The sequence below is a fragment of the Tateyamaria armeniaca genome (assembly GCF_045797845.1).
Taxonomy (GTDB): Bacteria; Pseudomonadota; Alphaproteobacteria; order Rhodobacterales; family Rhodobacteraceae; genus Tateyamaria; species Tateyamaria armeniaca.
In genome coordinates, this window is the sequence record NZ_JBHDIY010000002.1 from 2,530,990 (window position 1) to 2,550,605 (window position 19,616).

Here is a 19,616-nt window from a genome sequence, read left to right on the forward strand (position 1 = left end):
CGAGGTTAGTCCCCAGGGCGCGGGGCAGAGCCCCTTTCCACGCTCACCAAAGCGCACTATCACCGCCCCATGTTGAAAACGCGCATCATTCCCTGTCTCGACGTCGCTGATGGCCGCGTGGTCAAGGGCGTGAACTTTGTCGATCTGGTGGACGCTGGCGACCCGGTCGCCGCCGCGCAGGCCTATGATGCGGCGGGCGCGGACGAGCTGTGCTTTCTCGACATCCACGCCACCCATGAAAACCGCGGCACTATGTTCGATCTGGTGCGGCGCACGGCCGAGCAGTGCTTTATCCCCCTGACCGTCGGGGGCGGGGTGCGCAGCGTGGCGGATGTGCGCGCGCTTTTGCTGGCGGGTGCGGACAAGGTCTCGTTCAACTCCGCCGCTGTGGCCGACCCGGACGTGCTGAGCCGTGCGGCGGACCAGTTTGGCAGCCAGTGCATTGTCTGCGCCATCGATGCCAAGACAGTCAGCCCCGGCAAATGGGAAATCTTCACCCATGGCGGGCGCAAGCCGACAGGCATTGACGCAGTGGAATTCGCGCACACCGCAGCCACAAAGGGGGCAGGGGAAATCCTGGTCACCTCGATGGATCGCGACGGTACGCGCGCGGGCTTCAACCTTCCGCTCACCCGCGCCATTTCGGATGCGGTGCCGATCCCGGTGATCGCGTCGGGTGGTGTTGGCACACTTGATCACCTCGTGGATGGGGTGACTGAGGGCGGCGCCTCGGCTGTGCTCGCCGCGTCGATCTTTCACTTTGGCGATTTCACGATCGCTCAGGCCAAGGCCCATATGGCCGCTGCTGGTATCCCGATGAGGCTGACATGACGCTCGACGATCTCTTTGCCACGATTGAAGCCCGCAAAGGTGCCGACCCAGACACGTCCTGGACGGCCAAGCTGCTGTCCAAAGGCCCCGAAAAGTGCGCCGAAAAGTTCGGAGAAGAGGCCGTTGAGGCCATCATTGAGGCCGTCAAAGGTGACAAGGCTGCGCTCACGAGCGAGGCTGCGGATGTGCTTTATCATTTGTTGGTCATGCTGGCCGCACGCGGTGTGGCCCTGTCGGATGTGATGGACGAACTGGCCCGCCGTCAGGGCACGTCTGGCGTGGCCGAAAAGGCCGCGCGGGACTGAGGCGCGCCTGCATACCCAATACTACCCGGTTGTCTGATTTACATAATCGTCATAACAATTGCTGCAACTGCACAATCGTGCCCCTATGGGGCAACAATATCACGCCCCTGAGGGGCAGCCGAGTACCGCCCCGGGGGGATGCACCATGTCGGAATTCAAGAAAATTCTCATCGCAAACCGGGGTGAGATTGCCATCCGCATCATGCGCGCCGCCAACGAGATGGGCAAGAAAACCGTCGCCGTTTTCGCCGAGGAAGACAAGCTGGGTCTGCACCGCTTCAAGGCGGACGAGGCGTACCGTATCGGCGAAGGCCTTGGACCGGTCGCGGCGTATCTGAGCATCGACGAGATGATCCGCGTGGCGCGCGAAAGCGGGGCGGATGCGATCCACCCCGGCTATGGCCTGCTGTCCGAAAACCCCGAGTTCGTGGACGCCTGCGAAAAGAACGGCATCACCTTCATCGGCCCGCGCGCAGAAACAATGCGCGCCCTTGGCGACAAGGCCAGTGCGCGCCGCGTGGCGGTCGAGGCGGGTGTGCCCGTGATCCCGGCGACCGAAGTGCTGGGCGACGACATGAAAGCGATCAAGGCCGAGGCCAAGGCGGTCGGCTATCCGCTGATGCTCAAGGCGTCCTGGGGCGGGGGCGGGCGCGGCATGCGCCCCATCATGGCCGAGGACGAAGTCGAGGAAAAAGTGCTGGAAGGCCGCCGCGAGGCCGAAGCCGCCTTTGGCAATGGCGAGGGGTATCTGGAAAAGATGATCCTCAAGGCGCGCCACGTCGAGGTGCAGATCCTCGGGGATAAACACGGCGGAATGTATCACCTGTTCGAGCGCGACTGCTCGGTCCAGCGCCGCAATCAGAAAGTGGTTGAACGTGCACCCGCGCCATATCTCACCGAAGAACAGCGCGTCGAGATTTGCGAGCTGGGCTACAAGATCTGCAAACATGTGAATTACGAATGCGCCGGTACCGTCGAGTTCCTGATGGATATGGCGGATGGCAAATTCTACTTCATTGAGGTGAATCCGCGCGTACAGGTCGAACATACTGTGACCGAAGAAGTCACCGGCATCGACATCGTGCAGGCCCAGATCCTGATCGCCGAAGGCAAGACGATTGCCGAGGCCACCGGCAAACCCACGCAGGATGACGTCAGGCTGATGGGTCACGCGCTGCAGACCCGGATCACGACCGAAGATCCACAGAACAACTTTATCCCCGACTACGGCCGCATCACCGCCTACCGCGAGGCGACCGGCATGGGCATCCGTCTGGATGGCGGCACGGCCTATGCAGGGGGCGTCATCACGCGCTATTACGACAGCCTGCTGACCAAGATCACGGCCAAGGCGCCCACGCCCGAAATGGCCATCGCGCGGATGGACCGCGCCTTGCGCGAGTTCCGCATTCGCGGCGTGTCGACCAACATCGCCTTTGTCGAGAACCTGCTGAAGCACCCCACATTCCTCGACAACACCTACCACACCAAGTTCATCGACGAGACGCCGGAACTCTTCACCTTCAAGCGGCGTCGGGATCGCGGCACAAAAGTGCTGACCTATATCGCCGACATCACCGTGAACGGGCACCCCGAGGTCAAGGATCGACCACGCCCCCGCGCTGATCTGAAACAGCCCAAGCCGCCAAAATTGCAAGCGGACCCGTCCCATCAGATGGGCACCCGCAACCTGCTGGAACAGAAGGGTCCGCAGGCGGTGGCGGACTGGATGAAACAGCAGCAACAATTGCTGATCACCGACACCACCATGCGTGACGGGCACCAGTCGCTGCTGGCCACGCGGATGCGCAGCCACGACATGATCAAGGTCGCACCCGCTTATGCCGCCAACCTGCCGCAACTGTTCAGTGTGGAATGCTGGGGTGGGGCGACCTTCGATGTGGCCTACCGCTTTTTACAGGAATGCCCCTGGCAGCGCCTGCGCGATCTGCGCGAACGGATGCCGAACCTGATGACGCAGATGCTGCTGCGCGGCGCGAACGGTGTGGGATACACAAACTACCCCGACAATGTGGTGCAGGAATTCGTGCGCGTTGCGGCCAATACGGGCGTGGATGTCTTCCGTGTGTTCGACAGCCTCAACTGGGTGGAAAACATGCGCGTCGCCATGGACGCGGTGATCGAGAACAACAAGATCTGCGAAGGCACGGTCTGCTACACAGGCGATATCCTGAATCCGGATCGCGCCAAATACGACCTGAAATACTATGTCGACATGGGCAACCAGCTGAAAGAGGCTGGTGCGCATGTTCTGGGCCTCAAGGACATGGCAGGCCTTTTGAAACCCGCCGCTGCGCGCGTGCTGGTCAAGGCGCTGAAACAAGAGGTGGGCCTGCCCATCCACTTCCACACCCATGACACCGCAGGTATCGCGTCGGCCACCATTCTGGCGGCAGCCGAGGCCGGCGTGGATGCAGTCGATTGCGCGATGGACGCGCTGTCGGGCAACACCAGCCAGGCCACCCTTGGCACGGTTGTCGGGGCCTTGCAGCACACCGACCGCGACACAGGCCTGTCTGTCGATGCGATCCGTGACATCTCGGATTACTGGGAATCGGTGCGCGATCACTACGCAGCCTTCGAATCCGGCATGCAGGCCCCAAGCTCTGAAGTCTATCTGCACGAAATGCCCGGCGGTCAGTTCACCAACCTCAAGGCGCAGGCGCGCAGCCTTGGCCTTGAAGAACGCTGGCACGAGGTCGCACGCACCTATCGCGACGTGAACCAGATGTTCGGCGATATCGTAAAGGTCACGCCATCGTCCAAAGTGGTGGGGGATATGGCGCTGATGATGGTGTCGCAGGGGCTGACCCGCGATGATGTCGAAGACCCGGACAAGGATGTCGCCTTTCCGGACTCGGTCGTAGACATGATGCGCGGCAATCTCGGCCAACCTCCGGGCGGGTTTCCGTCCGACATTCAGTCAAAAATCCTCAAAGGTGAAAAACCCAACGTGAACCGCCCCGGCGCAGATGTACCGCCCGTCAATCTGGAAGCCACACGCGCCGACCTGACCAAAGAGCTTGAAGGGCGCGAAGTCGATGACGAGGATCTGTCAGGGTACCTGATGTATCCCAAAGTGTTCCTCGACTACATGGGCCGTCACCGCACCTATGGCCCTGTCCGTGTGCTGCCGACCAAAACGTTCTTCTACGGCATGGAGCCGGGCGAGGAAATTACCGCCGAGATCGACCCCGGCAAGACCCTCGAAATCCGCCTTCAAGCAGTGGGCGAGACCAATGAAGACGGCGAGGCCAAGGTGTTCTTTGAACTCAACGGCGCACCGCGCGTGATCCGCGTTCCCAACCGCCTGGTGAAATCAACCACCGTCCAGCGGCCCAAGGCCGAAGTCGGCAATGCAAACCACATTGGCGCGCCCATGCCGGGTGTCGTGGCAAGCGTTGGCGTGCAGGTGGGCCAAAAGGTCAGCGAGGGCGATCTGTTGCTGACCATCGAGGCGATGAAGATGGAAACAGGCATCCACGCCGAACGCGACGCTGTTGTGAAGGCCGTGCATATCGGCCCCGGCGGTCAGATCGATGCCAAGGATCTGCTCGTCGAGCTGGAGTGACGCCGCCGCTGGCCGCGTGGGGTCTGTCGGGTGACATCGTCCCGCTGACGGGTGGTCACCGCAACACTGCGCTGCGCGTCGGCACCCATGTGCTGAAAACGACCCGGCGCAGCGAAGCGGCGTTGCACTGGCTGGGTCCGGTACAGGATGTGGCGGCGAGGTGCGGATTGTTTGCGCCACGTTTGATCCCCAGCCTGAGTGGAACCCTGTGCGTCGAGGGTTGGACGTGTGAGCCATTCTGCGAAGGGACTGAAACGCCGCCTGACGACATCGCCGGGCAGGTCGCCGCATTGCACAAGCGGGGTCATGATTTACCCCAACGCCCGGGGTTCGCGAGTGCGCGCGATCTGGTGAGCGCCGACAGGGGTGGCGACATTGATCTTGCTGAGATGCCCCGCGATTTGGTTAAGGCGTTGCGCGCGCAGTGGGCGCAGCTTGAGAGGCCGGAAACAGCAATCCATGCCGATCTCAACCCAACCAACATCCTGCGCGATGCCGATGGGCGCGTGACCCTCGTCGATTGGGACGAGGCGCGCCGTGATGTTGCGCTATTCGATCTTGCTGACCCATCGCATCCGGCGCGTCGCGCGTGGGAAATCGCGTGCTGCTGGCAAATCGAACCAGAACGGGCCCGCCATCTCGCACATCTGTTTGCAGTCTGAAACAAACGGCCAAAGCGGTTTGAAAGCCTCTTGTGCCGACGCATTGCCTCGGCAAAGGCTGCACCATGGCATCGCGATCCCCGACGCCATCAGCACGCAGGACTGTCCACATGCAGCCACATACCAATCGCGCCACTTGGATGGCCGTCTCTGCCATGTTCATCCTGAACGGCGCGCTTTACGGAATTTGGGCGTCGCGCATTCCTGCAATGGCGATGCGCCATGACCTTGATGCGGGCGAACTGGGGCTGCTCTTGCTCCTTCTTGCTGGCGGCGCAATCGCGGCCTTTCCGCTGGCGGGGCGGTTTGCTGATCGCCTTGGGGCGGCGTTCATCACCTTGCGGATCGCAGTGGCCTACACCCTTGCGCTGGCCCTGACGGCCCTCGCACCGAACGTGGCGCTGCTGGCCGTGGCACTTGCGCTTTTTGGCGCGACACACGGCGCGATGGACGTGGCCATGAACACGTGGGCCGGTGAGGCAGAGCGGCATATTGCGCGCCCTGTCATGTCGTCCTTTCACGCCATGTTCAGCCTTGGTGCGGGCCTTGGTGCAGCAAGCGGGTTCGGGGCCGAGCAGTGGGGTGTTTCAATACCCTTGCACTTCATCGCGGCTGGAACCCTTGTCGCCGTGCTGACCCTTGCCGTGGCTTGCATCGGGTGGGTGTCGCCAACTCAGGACAGGGTGTCGGGCACGCCCTTGTTTCCGCTGCCCAAAGGGCCACTGATCCTTGTCGGCCTCATCGCCTTTTGCACCTCGATGGGTGAGGGCGCGATGGTGGATTGGAGCGCGCTGTTGCTGATCGAAACCGCGGGGGTGAGTGCAGCGCACGCGGCCCTTGGATATTCCGTGTTTTCAGTGGCCATGGTGATCACACGGCTGCTTGGGGATCAGGTCACGCGCGCGTTTGGGCCCACCCCGACAGCGCGCATTGCAGGGGTCGTCGCAACCACAGGTGCTGTAAGTGCCATCGCCTCGACCAGTTACGGTGTGACGCTGACTGGGTTCGCGCTGATGGGGGTCGGGTATGCGGTGATCATGCCTTTGGCCTTTTCGCGGGCGGCGCGCGATCCGCATTTGCCGCCGGGCACCGCCATCGCCTCGGTATCGACGCTGGGTTATGGGGGGCTGTTGCTGGGCCCGCCGCTGATCGGCTTTGTCGCCTATGCATGCACATTGCGCACCGGTTTTGCGTTGCTGGCTGTCCTGGCCACCTTGATCATCGTGCTGGCAGGGGCAGTGCGGGCGCAAAAGGTCTGAAGCTCTTGCACGCGCGGCAGGCTTGCGGCAGGTGAAGGGGATGCAGCTTGCCTCCGTTTCCCTGATCGTGCCCGACTATGATGCGGCCATCGCCTTTTATTGCGGGCAGATGGGCTTTGATCTGGTGGCCGACATCGATCAGGGACGCAAACGCTGGGTCGAGGTGCGCCCTTCCGGGGGCGGTGCATCCTTTGTGCTGGCCCGCGCGGACGGGTCCGTGCAAGAGGCGGCGATCGGTGCCCAAGGGGCCGGGCGCGTGTGGCTGTTCTTGCAGACGGACGATTTCGAACGCGATCATGCCCGTCTGATGCAGGCCGGGGTTACCTTCGAGGAAGAGCCGCGCCACGAAGTCTATGGCACGGTTGCCGTGTTCCGCGACATCTTCGGCAACCGCTGGGATTTGATCGAACGGCGCGACGCCTAGTTGCCTTGTGCCTCGCTAAAGGCCTGCATCATTGCCGCCGTGAACCCGCTTTCCTGCATCCGTCGCATGCTCAGATCAATCATCCCGCAGGACCGGGCGATCTGGATCGATTGATCCTCGCTTACACCTTCAGGTCTGACATCCATGTTCTCAAGGCTCTCCATCGTGGCCGTCTCAAGCTGGGGGATCATCGCTTCCATCTTGTCGAGCATACTGTCGGTGCCTTGGGTGCCTGCAGCGGCGTTGTACTGGTTCAGCATGCATGTGCCCGCAGCACGATACTCGTCATCCCAGCTGGTGTCGGGCAACGCCGCCATCACCGGGGCAGGATCGCCCCCATTGGCCGAAATTTCCCGCGCCATCATCTTGGCCATCTCAAGGTTCATCTGTTCAGACACGGCCTCGAGCCGTTCCAACTGGCTTTGGGCGAAAAGGGCGGAGGGGCACAACAGCAACAGGGAGACAAGGGCAGCGCGGATCATAAGGTTTCCTTTGAACAAAAGTGGTCGCAACGACCATGTACTGTCGCGGATGCTCTCCTGTCCTTGCTGTCTTGGCAAGTAAGGTATTCAGCGCTTGCCAAACCCTTGCCCCGGTGTACCGCGCAAGCAGCGCGGGATGGTCGGGTAGGCATCCGTCAGGAAATAGGCATAGGTGCCTCGGGGATAGTCGGCGGTGACAACACGCGCCCCGTTGCATTCATCCAGCGTGCCTGAGCCAGCCACATATTGGTAATCCTGTTTGAACGCGCCGTCATGCGGCCCGCCGGGCTGTGTGCCGCCTGGACGGCGACCCGGCTTTAACTGGTAGGACGAGGTCATGCGCACCACCTGTCCGTCAACTTGCGCATTCAGCGCATAGATCGGAAAACCGTCCGCCGCATAGCCGATCAGCGGCGAGGGACGGCTTGCGCTCCAACCCAGCTGCTGCATCAACCCAACGGGCAAGCCATGGTAGTGGTAGGCACCACTTGGCTGCACATGGGCAAAATTTGCATCGAATCCGAGGGATACCGCGCCCCCCAATGCGTTGTAATCCCATCCCGAGCGCGGATTGCCTAGCCAGAACTCGGCCGCATTCGGGTCAAACGGAACACCGTTGATTGCAACGCCAAAGGATGCACCGCGGGCCAGCGCACGTGCGGCCCCGACCTTTGGGGACACGGGCACAACAAAACGGTGGGATTGCGCCGAGATACGGTTGGGATTGCCCCGGTTGGGAAAGGAGCCCACCGCATGTGACGGCAGCCCATTCGAGGTGATGATCCGGCGCGCGCCGCTCGTGGTGATGGCGACTTTGTTGCCGGGGACGGTACGATTTGCCGAGGTCAGCGCGACCTGCGCAGCGGTGGTCGCCGTGTGCTGGCGTAACTTGGGCTGGGCTTTGGCATTTGCCACAAGACCAAGGATGATGGCCGCTGCGAGTGCGAGTGTTTTGAAGGGAAGGACATGCTGGCTCATTGCAAAACTCCTTTGATCAGTCAGGCGCGGACAAGGGGCCTGGAACAGGTGTGACTGCAACTGCGCCCGTACCCGTGGGGCCGAAATCCAGCATCAGCGTAAAAATGCCGGGGGGCGTCTCGGAAAAGTCAGGCGCGTGTCCACGCGCACATCCTCGGCAAAATTGACGTAGACAGGCGCCATAGGCGCAGCAGTGGCACCGGGAGTGGACACAGCGACCAACACCAGCGGCCCGCCAAGCCCGGTCAGCTCAAGCGTGACAGCAACCTCGTTTCCGCTCTGAACGGCCGAGATGACGTGGGCCAGCATGTCGGGCGTATGCGGTCCGTCATGGGCATTGAGCCGTCCGGTCAGGATCAGGATCAATAGAGGTGTCACCAGACACAAGCTGTATCGCAGGGCGCGTTGCATGGGTTTGTTACGTATGTGCTTTACCGTTCCGTCGCTGTTGCCCAGCATATTGCGAAAAGATTTTTGTGACGCGACGCGATTTTCCACTTGCAGGGCAGGGCGCGGATAAGTATCTCACCGCTTACCCAAGGAAGCGGGCGTAGCTCAGGGGTAGAGCATAACCTTGCCAAGGTTAGGGTCGGGCGTTCGAATCGCCTCGCCCGCTCCAAAAAACTAAGGCCTTGCAGATAGTTATTAAACTGGTCTGTGAGGCCTTTGTGTTTTCGCACACCAAATTATTGGTGAACGTTCACGCCTACATGGGTTAACCACTCCTAGATTCGTAGCAACTCGGATAGGCGAGGTGCACAAGCATAGCTTCACTATCGCTGCTCTTCCTTTGAGCTTCGCCCGTTGCTCGAACACAAATATTCTATGACCACCGAGCGTTGAGCGGAGTTAGAAAATATCCAACCGCAAAGTCACCAAACCAATCAGAAAACGAAAAGCAATGAATGGCCCCCTAATCCCCAGCGCAATGGCCGCTAGCGCACCCAGCATTTACAAGCACAGCCACGCAAGCACATCAGCTGAGATACCATCGAACCAACCAGCGGAGAGAGTCGGTCAGAGGATACATGGCAACGTTGCCAGCGCGAACGGCGACCACAGATTTGAATGGGGCAATCCGATCAGTGTTACCAAAACAGGTTAAGTCACAGGGTCAGTCAAGGCCCATATCTTTGATCACAATACTAATTCCCGGCGTAACCGCAACGGTCTGACGACTGACAATGAGTTCGTTGTGTCGATGGTTTGGGAATGGCTTGATGACTGTGAAGCTTGTGGAAAGCGGAAGTTCTCAGATGAGCAGCGAAGAAAGTGTTTTCAGACTTGTCTTTGCTTATAGCGGACTTCAACCACAGACTTGGTTGCACATGACAATCAGGATCTTGTAACTGAACCTGGACACGCGCGACCGGGTAGTTGCCGAGACATGACCCAATTTCTACCCCTCGTGACCGATTGATTTAGGTTGGAAAATGAGCAGAGCACTTGCAGAAAAAAATGGCAGCCGCGGCGCTCTTTAGCTTGAACTTTCTTCTCACTATCGCGAGTTCAACGAAACAGTCGAAGAAACAAAGGCCGATTGAGTGACCGCACATCCTTACCGCTCGGACATCGACGGCCTTCGCGCATTGGCGGTGGCTTCTGTTGTCTTATTTCATCTGTCCGAAGAAATTCTGCCAGGCGGATACCTCGGTGTGGACATTTTCTTTGTCATTTCTGGGTATCTGCTGACGGGGATAATCTGGAAGGAACTGAAGGCGGGTTCATTCTCCATCGCGCAGTTTTATGTGCGAAGAATAAGACGGATTATACCTGCCCTTCTCATACTTCTGATAGCGGTCACCGGCTTGAGCACGATCGTGCTTCTGCCTAACGATCTGGGTGGATTTGGTCGTAGCGTGATCGCTTCCTTGCTGTTTATTCCCAACATATATTTTTGGCGAGACACCAACTATTTTTCGTCTGCGGCCGACGAAAAACCCCTTCTGAACCTGTGGTCTCTGGGAATCGAAGAGCAGTTTTATTTGTTGCTACCACTTGTCCTCTTGTACCTCACGAAAGGTGTTTCAAGGCGCGCAATCCTGGTCATCTCCTTACTTGTCGTTCTCTCTTTTGCATTGAATTGGGTTGCGATCCTAGTTGGAGCGTCTGGTCCAGCGTTTTATTTGCTGCCCACGCGCGCGTGGGAACTTGGCATTGGCTCTGCATTGGCGCTACTGCCTAAGGGTCCGGCTCGGCCGTGGTTGGCTATGTCTGGATGGGCGATCATGATCTGCTCCATGGCTTTACCGATACGAGGTTTTTTAGGCAGTCCGGACGGAATACTCTCCGTCTTTGGAGCAACGCTGGCGATTTGGGCTGGAGCGCCACAGGAATCTGCCTTTGGACAGGTTATCGCTAGTCGTCCGGTAAACCTACTCGGTAGGATTTCCTATTCTTTGTATCTCTGGCATTGGCCGCTCATCGTTATCTACAGTTATTACATTGTGCGCGAGCCGTCGCCTATCGAACTTTCCGGTGTCGCGGCGGTATCTTTGCTAGTGGCCTACATTAGTTGGGCATTCGTCGAACAACCCTTCAGAAACCAGAGCATGCCCTTTCGTCGTGTCGGCGTCATTCTTCTAAGTGGAACGGCTATCACTGCTCTCAGTTCAGTTCTGCTCATTTCTTCGCAAGGGCTACCGAACCGCCTGCCGGAGGAAGCGGCACGAATTAACGCCGCCGTCGGAACACATTATCGTTGCGAGGTCAGCCGCCTGTTCCCATTTGGTGCATCCAGAGCCTGTGACTTGTCTTTGGGGGAAGACGGGATTGAGGGTGCACGCATTGCTCTTTTAGGGAACTCGCATGCCCAGATGTATGCGCCACTGTTACGAGAATATGGACAAGAAAACGGACTTTCAGTCGCTCTAGTGCCGTTGAACGCGTGTTTGCCCACTGTCTCCTTGAACATTAGCATTCGCTGCCTCAACCAGGCGAAAACAAACCTTGCTAGCCTTTTGGAGTTGCCACATCTTGAGACTGTGGTCATTGCCCACAACTGGCCAACGGAAGCGCTGCTCGTGTCCGCTGATGGAAGCAAGATCGAAGGCGCAAACCTCATCGCGGAGGCAACCATTTCTCTTGCAGATCGATTACACGAAAAGGGCATTGAAGTTATCATAGTTGGTCCACTTCTAAGGCCGATGTTCGATGTCGCGTCCATCTTGAGTCGCCAGATTGCATTTGGTCACGATGAACGCGTGTCTCGTGATGCGCCCAGACGGGAATGGGAATTAAACTATCGAAGTTCGATGGCGGTTCTGGGGGATGCTTCACACCAGATTATCAGGCCGGATCTGGTTCAGTGCAGCGCAGATCGGTGTGTGTTTGTAGGTGAGCGTGGTTCTCTCTTTGCCGACAGCGGGCATCTTTCGCAATTGGCTCTGCCAATGTTTCAGCGTACATTTTATGATGCGTTGAATAACAACCTTTTAAAATAGCAGTCATCCGCATTTTTTGCTCGGGAGTCTGGCTTGGTGGTCATTGTCTAGAGCACGTCCCAGTGACGTTCTGGTTTGAAAGAAGCATCACCGAAGATGGCATTTACTGACTGTCCAACGTGCATTGTTGTGACAAATAGTGTAGCATGAAGCATCAAAATGAGTGTAGCCGCCTTCCGGCACGTTAGTTTGCAGGTCATTGGACGCACGAACCATCGTTCAGCCAGAGCGTTCCCTTCTTAGGCTGTCTCATCGGTACTTTTAGCCCTTCACGCCGCCACAGGCGCTCGACCATTGCCCAGCAGGCGATTGGCATGGCAAATCTGCCGAGAGGGTTGTTTGTCGTAAATCAGCCATCCAGCGTCTCTGAGCAACGTGGCGATCGGGCGGTAGCCGTATCTACCATAGTGGCGCGTCAGCTCGATCATGTCTGCCACCAGGCTTTCTGCGTCCGCACGTCCAACCGGCACCCGCCTTTGTGTGGAGCGTTGCAGCCGCAAGACACGGCAGGCGCGACGCTCTGTGACGTGAAACTGGCTTCGAACATGCTCAATGCAGGCACGACGATGTGAAGGGCTCAGTAGATTCCCCGTGCAACTTGCGACAGGATCAGATCATCCAGCGTCAGGTCTGACACGGCTCGACGCAACCGGTCATTCTCCTTCGTTGGTCAGTTCCCATACCGCATTCGCTATTGTCGTCGGACCAATGACGGACAAAGGCGCGTTGCTTATGCCAGCAATAGAATATCTGGTCCGTGATTTGCACCTGTCTGATTGCATCAACACGCGGCATCTCTGGGTCGCACAGCACTTCAACCTGCCGTAACTTCGTGACAATTTTCTTCCGGCTGGTGTCTTTTGATTCCCATGGTTGACCCTCCGTTTCCTAGCTATAGCGGCGGACCGCTTCAGTGGGGGAGGATCAAAGCATCCTACCGGTTTCGGCGATCCGGCAAGGCCAGACAGACATAACGCATGAAATTAGCGCGCTGGGGCAGAACGTGATCGCCGTCGCGATTAATAAGCCAGTCGTGGTCGGTTTGCGGGCTGTGAACGATTTCTTGCAGGCACAGGACGTCCGGCTGCGCCGCGGACAGGTAGGGCAGCAGCACATCGCTCAGCTTGCCGCCCCATCCGTTAGGCACATGATCCGCACCGAGTTGCTCCTTTTCCGCGCGCCTCAAAACACCTTGAACGTCATTGTCGTCAGCGACCGTTCGATCCCGTCGATGTCCAGCAGATTTTCATTGATGAACTTGCCCACGTCCTCGCCCGCCGGAATGTACAGCTTCATCAGCAGGTCGTATTCACCGGATGTGGAATAGAGTTCCGAGTGGATTTCGCGCAATGCGATGTCTTCGGCGACCTTGTAGGTGGTGCCGGGACGGCAACGGATCTGGATAAAGACGCATGTCGACATATGGCCCGGGCCCTTTCGCAACAGGTGTGGTGCCGTTTAAGTGACACGACCGGACCGGCCTGCACAAGGGGGTGCGCCGGGACTTGGCGCGCAAGGCCCACCCGCCTATAGAGAGCGCGACGTGACTTTTTGAAAGGGCTCCCATGCGCCGCGCGACCTGACCCGCACCACGGCCGAGACAGACATCTCGGTCAAGCTGAACCTGGACGGCACTGGTGTCTATGACAACCAGACCGGTGTCGGCTTCTTTGATCACATGCTGGACCAGTTGGCGCGCCATGCGCTGATCGACATGACAGTGCGCTGTGCGGGCGATCTGCATATCGACGATCACCACACGGTCGAGGATGTGGGGATTACCATCGGGCAGGCGCTGGCCAAGGCGGTGGGCGACAAGAAAGGCATCCAGCGCTATGGGTCGTGCCTGTTGCCGATGGATGACGCGCTGGTGCGCGTAGCCCTTGATCTGTCGGGCCGTCCGTTCCTTGTCTGGAACGTCGATCTGCCCACCCACAAGATCGGCACCTTCGACGCCGAACTGGTGCGCGAGTTCTTTCAAGCCCTGTCGACCCATGGCGGCATTACGCTCCATGTGGACATGCTGCACGGCCTCAACAGCCACCACATTGCCGAGGCGGCGTTCAAGGCGGTGGCCCGCGCGTTGCGTATGGCGCTTGAGGTCGATGCCCGCGTGGCGGACGCAATCCCGTCAACCAAGGGCGCCTTATGAGCCTCACGGCCCTGATCGATTACGAAAGCGGCAACCTGCATTCGGCGGAAAAGGCGTTCCAGAAGATGGCCGCCGATCTGGGCGAGGGCACGGTCGTCGTCACTTCGGACGCAGATGTCGTGGCCCGCGCGGACCGCGTTGTCCTGCCCGGCGACGGCGCCTTTCCGGCCTGCGCGGCGGCGCTGCGCGGTACCGGGGGCCTTTATGAGGCCCTTGTCGAGGCGGTCGAGGTCAAGGGCCGTCCGTTCCTTGGCATCTGCGTCGGCATGCAGTTGATGGCGACCTGGGGGCGGGAATACTCCGACACACCCGGTCTTGACTGGGTGGGAGGCCAGGTGGTGCCGATTGCCCCCTCTGATCCCAAGCTGAAAGTGCCGCATATGGGCTGGAACGATCTGGTGCTGGGCGCGGCCCACCCCGTGTTTGACGGAATTGCGTCCGGCGATCACACCTATTTCGTGCACTCCTATCATTTCGAAGTCGCTGATCCGGCCCTGCGGTTGGCCCACGTGGATTATGGCGGCGACGTCACGGCAGTGATCGGGACGGGCACGATGCTGGGGATGCAGTTCCACCCCGAGAAGAGCCAGGATGTCGGCCTGCGCATGATCCGCAATTTCCTGACCTGGACACCTTAGGCAAGGTCGAATGGTTCGGGCAGGTCGCGCAAACTCCGCGCCCCCAATTGCCCCATGTTCGAGATCAGGTCAGCCTTGAGGATATGGGCCAGATGCGCTGGGCCTTCTGCACCCAAGGCCCCGAGGGCATAGTGCCACGCCCGCCCCAGCATCACGAAATCCGCTCCCGATGCCAGCGCGCGCAGAATGTCGAGGCCGCCCTCGATCCCGGAATCGAAGATGATCGGCAGCGTGGTGGCCGCACGGATGTCCGGCAGCACTTCGATACTGGCGGGGGCCGCGTCAAACTGGCGGCCTGCATGGTTGGAGACCCAGATCGCATCTGCACCCAGCTTTTCAAGCCGCGTGGCATCTTCGCATCGCAGGATGCCCTTGACCACAAATGGCCCGTCCCACGCATCGCGCAACCATTTGACGTAGTCCCAGTCGGGTGACGTGCGCAGCAAATATCCCACATGGGCCGTGACCGGCAGGTTGTTTGTCGCCGCATTTGTGTAGGCATCCAGCATCCGCATATGCGGCATGCCCCGCTGCGCCATGCCAAGTGCCCAGGCGGGGCGCATCGCCACCTGCGCCAGCAAGCGTGGTGTCAGGCGTGGCGGGTTGGTCAGGCCCGAGCGGGTCTGGCGTTCTCGCCGCGAGGCCACCGGAACATCTACCGTCAGCACAAGCGTTTTGAACCCGGCCTTCCGCGCGCGGGCCAGCATGTCATGGCGGATCGCCTCGTCACGGGGTGGGTACATCTGAAACCAGCCATGCGCACCCAGATCGCCCGACACATCCTCGGGCGATTGGGTGGCGACGGTTGAGATGGTGTAAGGAATATCCAGTTTTGCCGCTGCTCTGGCCAGCAGGCGCTCTGCATCCGGCCACATCAACCCCGACATGCCCACAGGCGCGATGCCAAAAGGCAGGGGCAACGTGTCGCCCAGCAACTCGATGGTTAGGTCAGGCTCGAATTCCCCATGCAGTACCGAGGGCATCAACCCGATGCGGTCCAGCGCCATGCGATTGCGGTTGCGCGTCGCCTCTGACCCGGTACCGGAATCGAGGTATTCCCACACGAATTTCGGGATGCGTTTTTGCGCGTACTCGCGCAGGTCACTGATGGCGGGAAAACGGGTATTGAGGTCCATACCGTCATCTGAAGGGTCCGGTACCGTTCTGTCCAGAGGGCGGGTGGAAAGCCACCGCAGTAAATCCTTTTTTAATTGCATTTTAGGTAAATGGGATTCGTCACGTAGCCACCAACCTAATGGAGAAACGCCCATGCAAGCCCTGATCATCGACACGCAAGCCGCTCGACTGGACCACAGCCTGATGGCGCTTATGGAGGCGGGCATTCACGTGACGGGTACGGGCAGCCTTTTGGTGGCGGAAACCTGCATTTCGCGCCTTGGCGTGGACTTGCTGGTGATGGACAAAACCACTGTGGGCGATGCGCTGGGTGACACGCTGGGCATGGCCGAAGATCGCAATCCGCATCTGGTGTCGATCTTGCGCACATCCGACGTGGCCGCCGATCAGGATGAATTGTCACCACATTTTCCGTCTCTGCATTGTGTCGTCGGGCAGGATGTATCCAATGAGGTTGCGGTCAAGCTTGGTCTTGCGTCGTTGCGTGCGCAGGTGGCCCGTGCGGTATCCTCGCCCCGCACTGTGCCATTCGTCCGCTCGCGCTTTGCAGGTCTCAAGACGCCGATGATGGCGCGTGCGGCGACCCCCGTTTCGACCCTCGCCGAGGCTGTCTAGTCGCAGGGGTGATCGGCGGCATCAGAGCCGCTGGAACATAGCAGGAACAGCTTTCTCTTTTTTCATGTCCGCGTTAAGATGCGGTCCATGAGCAGTTTTGACGAATTCGACGCCTTTGAGGGCGCATCCCTGTCGGCGCGCGCGATGCCGCGGCAAGCTGGGGCTTATCTCGAACAGCTTAATCCTCCACAACGCGAGGCGGTTGAAACGCTGGATGGGCCGGTTTTGATGCTTGCCGGAGCCGGAACCGGTAAAACGAGGGCGCTGATGGCGCGAGTTGCCCACCTCATCGTTACCGGGCGCGCGCGCTCCAATGAAATCCTTGCTGTGACGTTTACTAATAAAGCCGCAAAGGAAATGCAGAAGAGGCTAGGTCAAACGCCATTCGAGCTGAGAGAACCGGTTCGTTGGATGGGCACCTTCCATTCGATCTGCGTCAAGCTGCTGCGCCGCCATGCGGAACTGGCAGGGTTGAAGTCCAACTTCACCATTCTGGACACGGACGATCAGATCCGTCTGATGAAGCAACTGATCCGGGCCGCCAATATCGATGACAAGCGTTGGCCGGCACGGATGCTCGCCAACATCATCGACGGCTGGAAAAACCGCGCATTGACGCCCGACAAGGTGCCTGCCGCAGATGGTGGTGCGTATAACCACAAGGGCGTCGAGCTCTATGCGCAATACCAGGCACGCCTGATAGAGCTGAACGCCTGCGATTTTGGCGACCTGCTCCTGCATATGGTCACGATATTCCAGACGCACGAGGATGTGCTGGCCCAGTACCAGCGCTGGTTCAAATTCATCCTTGTGGACGAATATCAGGATACCAACGTCGCCCAGTACCTCTGGCTGCGCCTGCTGGCGCAGGGGCACAAGAATATCTGTTGTGTCGGCGATGACGACCAGTCGATCTATGGCTGGCGCGGGGCCGAGGTGGGCAACATCCTGCGCTTTGAAAAGGATTTTCCCGGCGCGCATGTGGTGCGGCTGGAACAGAACTACCGCTCGACCCCGCATATTCTGGGCGCGGCCTCGGGCGTGATCGCAGGCAATCAGGATCGGCTGGGCAAGACGCTGTGGACTGCTGCTAAAGAAGGAGAACTTGTTCGACTGATCGGCCATTGGGACGGCGAGGAAGAGGCGCGCTGGATCGGAGATGAGATTGAGGCACTGTCAGCTGGTAGCTCATCGATTGCTCAAAGAAGGGAAAACTCTCGTTCCGAGCAAATGATGCAAGAAATCGAGCGCTTGCATGATCGCGATGTTTTTCGTGGCTTGAACAGTAGAGAACAATTGGTAGGTCGCCTAAAAGAACACGAGACCTTTCTGGTCAATGAAAGCAATACAAACTTGCTTTGGGAGCTTACCACCAGACAGCAAGAAGGTCTTTCTTTAGAACCAGCTTTCACCAAATTCAATTTGGATGAAATGGCCATCCTTGTGCGCGCGTCCCACCAGATGCGCGCCTTTGAGGACCGGTTTCTGACCATTGGGTTGCCCTATCGCGTCATTGGAGGTCCGCGGTTTTACGAACGGCTCGAAATTCGTGATGCCATGGCCTATTTCCGCGTCGTCGTCAGCCCCGAGGATGATCTCGCCTTTGAGCGGATCGTAAACACGCCCAAGAGGGGCTGGGTGACAAGGCGCAACAGACCATTCAGGTGGCCGCGCGCGCCAATGGTGTGAGCCTCGTTGAAGGCGCGCGCATCGCAGTCGACCAAGGGCTGATCAAGGGCAAAGGCGGATCCGAGCTGCGCACCCTTGTCGATGGTATTGCGCGTTGGAACAGCAAGCTGCGCGGCCCGCGTATCGAAGTGGTGGAAGATGACAACGTGATCGACGAGGGGCTGGCGCCCTTGCGCACGGAATATGGGCCACCGCCCATCAGCCATGTTGAACTGGCCGAGGTCATTCTGGATGAAAGCGGCTATACCGCGCACTGGCAGAACGACAAGACGCCCGAGGCCCCGGGGCGGCTTGAAAACCTCAAGGAACTGGTCAAGGCGCTGGAGCAGTTCGAGAACCTGCAAGGTTTCCTAGAACACGTGTCGCTGATCATGGACAATGAGCAGGACGATGGGGGGGCCAAAGTGTCGATCATGACCCTGCACGCTGCCAAGGGGTTGGAGTTTCCCATGGTCTTTCTGCCGGGGTGGGAAGACGGCCTGTTCCCATCGCAGCGCAGCATGGATGAAAGCGGGATCAAGGGGCTCGAGGAAGAGCGCCGCCTCGCCTACGTGGGCATCACGCGCGCCGAAGAGGTGTGTACCATTTCCTTTGCCGCCAACCGACGGGTTTTTGGGCAGTGGCAGTCGTCGATGCCGTCGCGGTTTATCGACGAGTTGCCAGAGGATCATGTCGATGTCCTGACCCCGCCCGGTCTTTACGGTGGCGGTTATGGGGCCGCTGCGCCGACAATGGAATCCAATCTCCACAAGGCGGCCGCCGATGCGAATGTCTACAACTCGCCCGGTTGGAAGCGTCTGCAAGCTCGCGCGAATACACGGCCCATTTCGCAACCCAAGGAAAGCCGCAACACGGTGATCGACCTCACTGCCGTGTCGAGTTTCACCATGGGCGAGCGGGTGTTTCACCAGAAGTTCGGCTATGGCGCGGTCGTCGGGATCGAGGGCGACAAGCTGGAGATTGATTTCGAGAAGGCCGGGGTCAAGAAGGTGGTGTCCCGGTTTATATCGGGCTGTGACGATATTCCGTTTTAAACTGCGCATTTCCCGCAGGTGAGTGCGCCAGGTGGCAAAGGGTACTTTTCGCGGAAAAGCGACCAGCCACTCAAGTGATCCATGGGGCGCATCCGGGCAGACAACTCCAAAGATCGACATACGGCCAGCTTCGACCCATGCCAATCAGATATTAACTGTATCTGCCATCTAAGGATCATCCGTGTGGCTGGTCTCTTTGACGTGCACAGCAACCCTTGCCACGCGTCGCGATCACATCCGCCGACATAACGAAAAACGGCGACCCCTGGGAGGAGGGGTCGCCGTCTCTTCTTCATCATGCGGCCAGTCAGGGAGGAGGAGGACCGGGCGCGTGATGTAAACGATACGCCCGAGCGGGCGCGGAAAGGGTGATAC

Annotated in this window: 18 protein-coding genes, 1 tRNA gene and 1 pseudogene; 13 read left to right on the top strand and 7 right to left on the bottom strand. The window is 59.3% G+C overall.

Annotated features, from left to right (window positions below):
* Window positions 1–69 precede the first annotated feature (69 nt).
* The 6 genes from hisF (at window position 70) to ACERZ8_RS12795 (ending at window position 7,073) form a co-directional block, all read left to right on the top strand.
* Window positions 70–831: an imidazole glycerol phosphate synthase subunit HisF gene (gene hisF / locus ACERZ8_RS12770; protein WP_407592562.1), complete on the top strand. Its 762-nt coding sequence runs from the start codon at window positions 70–72 to the stop codon at window positions 829–831.
* The gene (locus tag ACERZ8_RS12775) at window positions 828–1,136 is read left to right on the top strand and encodes a phosphoribosyl-ATP diphosphatase (protein WP_407592563.1); all 309 of its coding nucleotides are present in this window, start codon (window positions 828–830) and stop codon (window positions 1,134–1,136) included. The genes hisF and ACERZ8_RS12775 overlap by 4 nt, the downstream gene beginning before the upstream one ends.
* Window positions 1,137–1,281: 145 nt before the next feature.
* Window positions 1,282–4,728: a pyruvate carboxylase gene (locus ACERZ8_RS12780; protein WP_407592564.1), complete on the top strand. Its 3,447-nt coding sequence runs from the start codon at window positions 1,282–1,284 to the stop codon at window positions 4,726–4,728.
* Window positions 4,725–5,390 carry a phosphotransferase enzyme family protein gene (locus ACERZ8_RS12785; protein ID WP_407592565.1) on the top strand — a complete coding sequence of 222 codons (666 nt, stop codon included), beginning with the start codon at window positions 4,725–4,727 and terminating at the stop codon, window positions 5,388–5,390. The genes ACERZ8_RS12780 and ACERZ8_RS12785 overlap by 4 nt, the downstream gene beginning before the upstream one ends.
* Before the next feature lie 110 nt (window positions 5,391–5,500).
* The gene (locus ACERZ8_RS12790; protein WP_407592566.1) at window positions 5,501–6,649 is read left to right on the top strand and encodes an MFS transporter; all 1,149 of its coding nucleotides are present in this window, start codon (window positions 5,501–5,503) and stop codon (window positions 6,647–6,649) included.
* Between the two features lie 40 nt (window positions 6,650–6,689).
* Complete coding sequence (locus tag ACERZ8_RS12795; RefSeq protein ID WP_407592567.1) at window positions 6,690–7,073, top strand: VOC family protein; 384 nt, start codon at window positions 6,690–6,692, stop codon at window positions 7,071–7,073.
* On the opposite strand, the gene ACERZ8_RS12800 is transcribed toward ACERZ8_RS12795, so the two are convergent.
* From ACERZ8_RS12800 to ACERZ8_RS12810, 3 genes are all read right to left on the bottom strand, one after another.
* On the bottom strand, window positions 7,070–7,555 hold the full coding sequence (locus tag ACERZ8_RS12800) for a hypothetical protein (RefSeq protein WP_407592568.1): 486 nt from the start codon (window positions 7,553–7,555) through the stop codon (window positions 7,070–7,072). The genes ACERZ8_RS12795 and ACERZ8_RS12800 overlap by 4 nt on opposite strands.
* An 87-nt stretch (window positions 7,556–7,642) precedes the next feature.
* Entirely contained in the window at window positions 7,643–8,533 is an 891-nt protein-coding gene (locus ACERZ8_RS12805; RefSeq protein ID WP_407592569.1) for a YHYH protein, read from the bottom strand.
* 93 nt (window positions 8,534–8,626) lie between these two features.
* Window positions 8,627–8,911 (bottom strand): hypothetical protein, encoded by a 285-nt coding sequence (locus tag ACERZ8_RS12810; RefSeq protein ID WP_407592570.1) that lies wholly within the window; start codon window positions 8,909–8,911, stop codon window positions 8,627–8,629.
* A 166-nt stretch (window positions 8,912–9,077) separates the two neighbouring features.
* Here ACERZ8_RS12810 and ACERZ8_RS12815 point away from each other — a divergent pair.
* Both ACERZ8_RS12815 and ACERZ8_RS12820 read left to right on the top strand, forming a co-directional pair.
* Window positions 9,078–9,152 (top strand) — tRNA-Gly (locus ACERZ8_RS12815).
* A 925-nt stretch (window positions 9,153–10,077) separates the two neighbouring features.
* The gene (locus tag ACERZ8_RS12820; RefSeq protein ID WP_407592571.1) at window positions 10,078–11,976 is read left to right on the top strand and encodes an acyltransferase family protein; all 1,899 of its coding nucleotides are present in this window, start codon (window positions 10,078–10,080) and stop codon (window positions 11,974–11,976) included.
* A 199-nt stretch (window positions 11,977–12,175) separates the two neighbouring features.
* Here the strand turns inward: ACERZ8_RS12820 and ACERZ8_RS12825 are convergent.
* From ACERZ8_RS12825 to ACERZ8_RS12835, 3 genes and pseudogenes are all read right to left on the bottom strand, one after another.
* Window positions 12,176–12,847 (bottom strand): annotated as a pseudogene (locus tag ACERZ8_RS12825) (IS3 family transposase); the annotation flags it as partial.
* Window positions 12,848–12,910: 63 nt separating this feature from the next.
* Window positions 12,911–13,162, bottom strand: coding sequence for a hypothetical protein (locus ACERZ8_RS12830; protein WP_407592572.1), 252 nt, complete (start codon window positions 13,160–13,162; stop codon window positions 12,911–12,913).
* Window positions 13,159–13,398: an Lrp/AsnC ligand binding domain-containing protein gene (locus ACERZ8_RS12835; RefSeq protein WP_407592573.1), complete on the bottom strand. Its 240-nt coding sequence runs from the start codon at window positions 13,396–13,398 to the stop codon at window positions 13,159–13,161. Before ACERZ8_RS12835 ends, ACERZ8_RS12830 begins: the two co-directional genes overlap by 4 nt.
* 157 nt (window positions 13,399–13,555) lie before the next feature.
* Between ACERZ8_RS12835 and hisB the strand changes: the two genes are divergently transcribed.
* Together hisB and hisH are read left to right on the top strand one after the other, a co-directional pair.
* Entirely contained in the window at window positions 13,556–14,128 is a 573-nt protein-coding gene (hisB, locus tag ACERZ8_RS12840; protein WP_407594264.1) for an imidazoleglycerol-phosphate dehydratase HisB, read from the top strand.
* Window positions 14,125–14,766, top strand: a complete 642-nt coding sequence (gene hisH, locus ACERZ8_RS12845; RefSeq protein WP_407592574.1) for an imidazole glycerol phosphate synthase subunit HisH — start codon at window positions 14,125–14,127, stop codon at window positions 14,764–14,766. The genes hisB and hisH overlap by 4 nt, the downstream gene beginning before the upstream one ends.
* Here hisH and ACERZ8_RS12850 read toward each other — a convergent pair.
* Complete coding sequence (locus ACERZ8_RS12850) at window positions 14,763–15,902, bottom strand: alpha-hydroxy acid oxidase (RefSeq protein WP_407592575.1); 1,140 nt, start codon at window positions 15,900–15,902, stop codon at window positions 14,763–14,765. The genes hisH and ACERZ8_RS12850 overlap by 4 nt on opposite strands.
* Window positions 15,903–16,035: 133 nt before the next feature.
* On the opposite strand from ACERZ8_RS12850, the gene ACERZ8_RS12855 reads away from it, so the two are divergent.
* The 3 genes from ACERZ8_RS12855 to ACERZ8_RS12865 all read left to right on the top strand — a co-directional run bounded on the left by ACERZ8_RS12855 (window position 16,036) and on the right by ACERZ8_RS12865 (window position 19,241).
* Window positions 16,036–16,518 carry a hypothetical protein gene (locus ACERZ8_RS12855; protein ID WP_407592576.1) on the top strand — a complete coding sequence of 161 codons (483 nt, stop codon included), beginning with the start codon at window positions 16,036–16,038 and terminating at the stop codon, window positions 16,516–16,518.
* Window positions 16,519–16,605: 87 nt separating this feature from the next.
* Entirely contained in the window at window positions 16,606–18,207 is a 1,602-nt protein-coding gene (locus ACERZ8_RS12860) for an ATP-dependent helicase (RefSeq protein WP_407592577.1), read from the top strand.
* Window positions 18,204–19,241: a 3'-5' exonuclease gene (locus ACERZ8_RS12865; protein ID WP_407592578.1), complete on the top strand. Its 1,038-nt coding sequence runs from the start codon at window positions 18,204–18,206 to the stop codon at window positions 19,239–19,241. The genes ACERZ8_RS12860 and ACERZ8_RS12865 overlap by 4 nt, the downstream gene beginning before the upstream one ends.
* The last annotated feature ends 375 nt before the right edge of the window (window positions 19,242–19,616 follow it).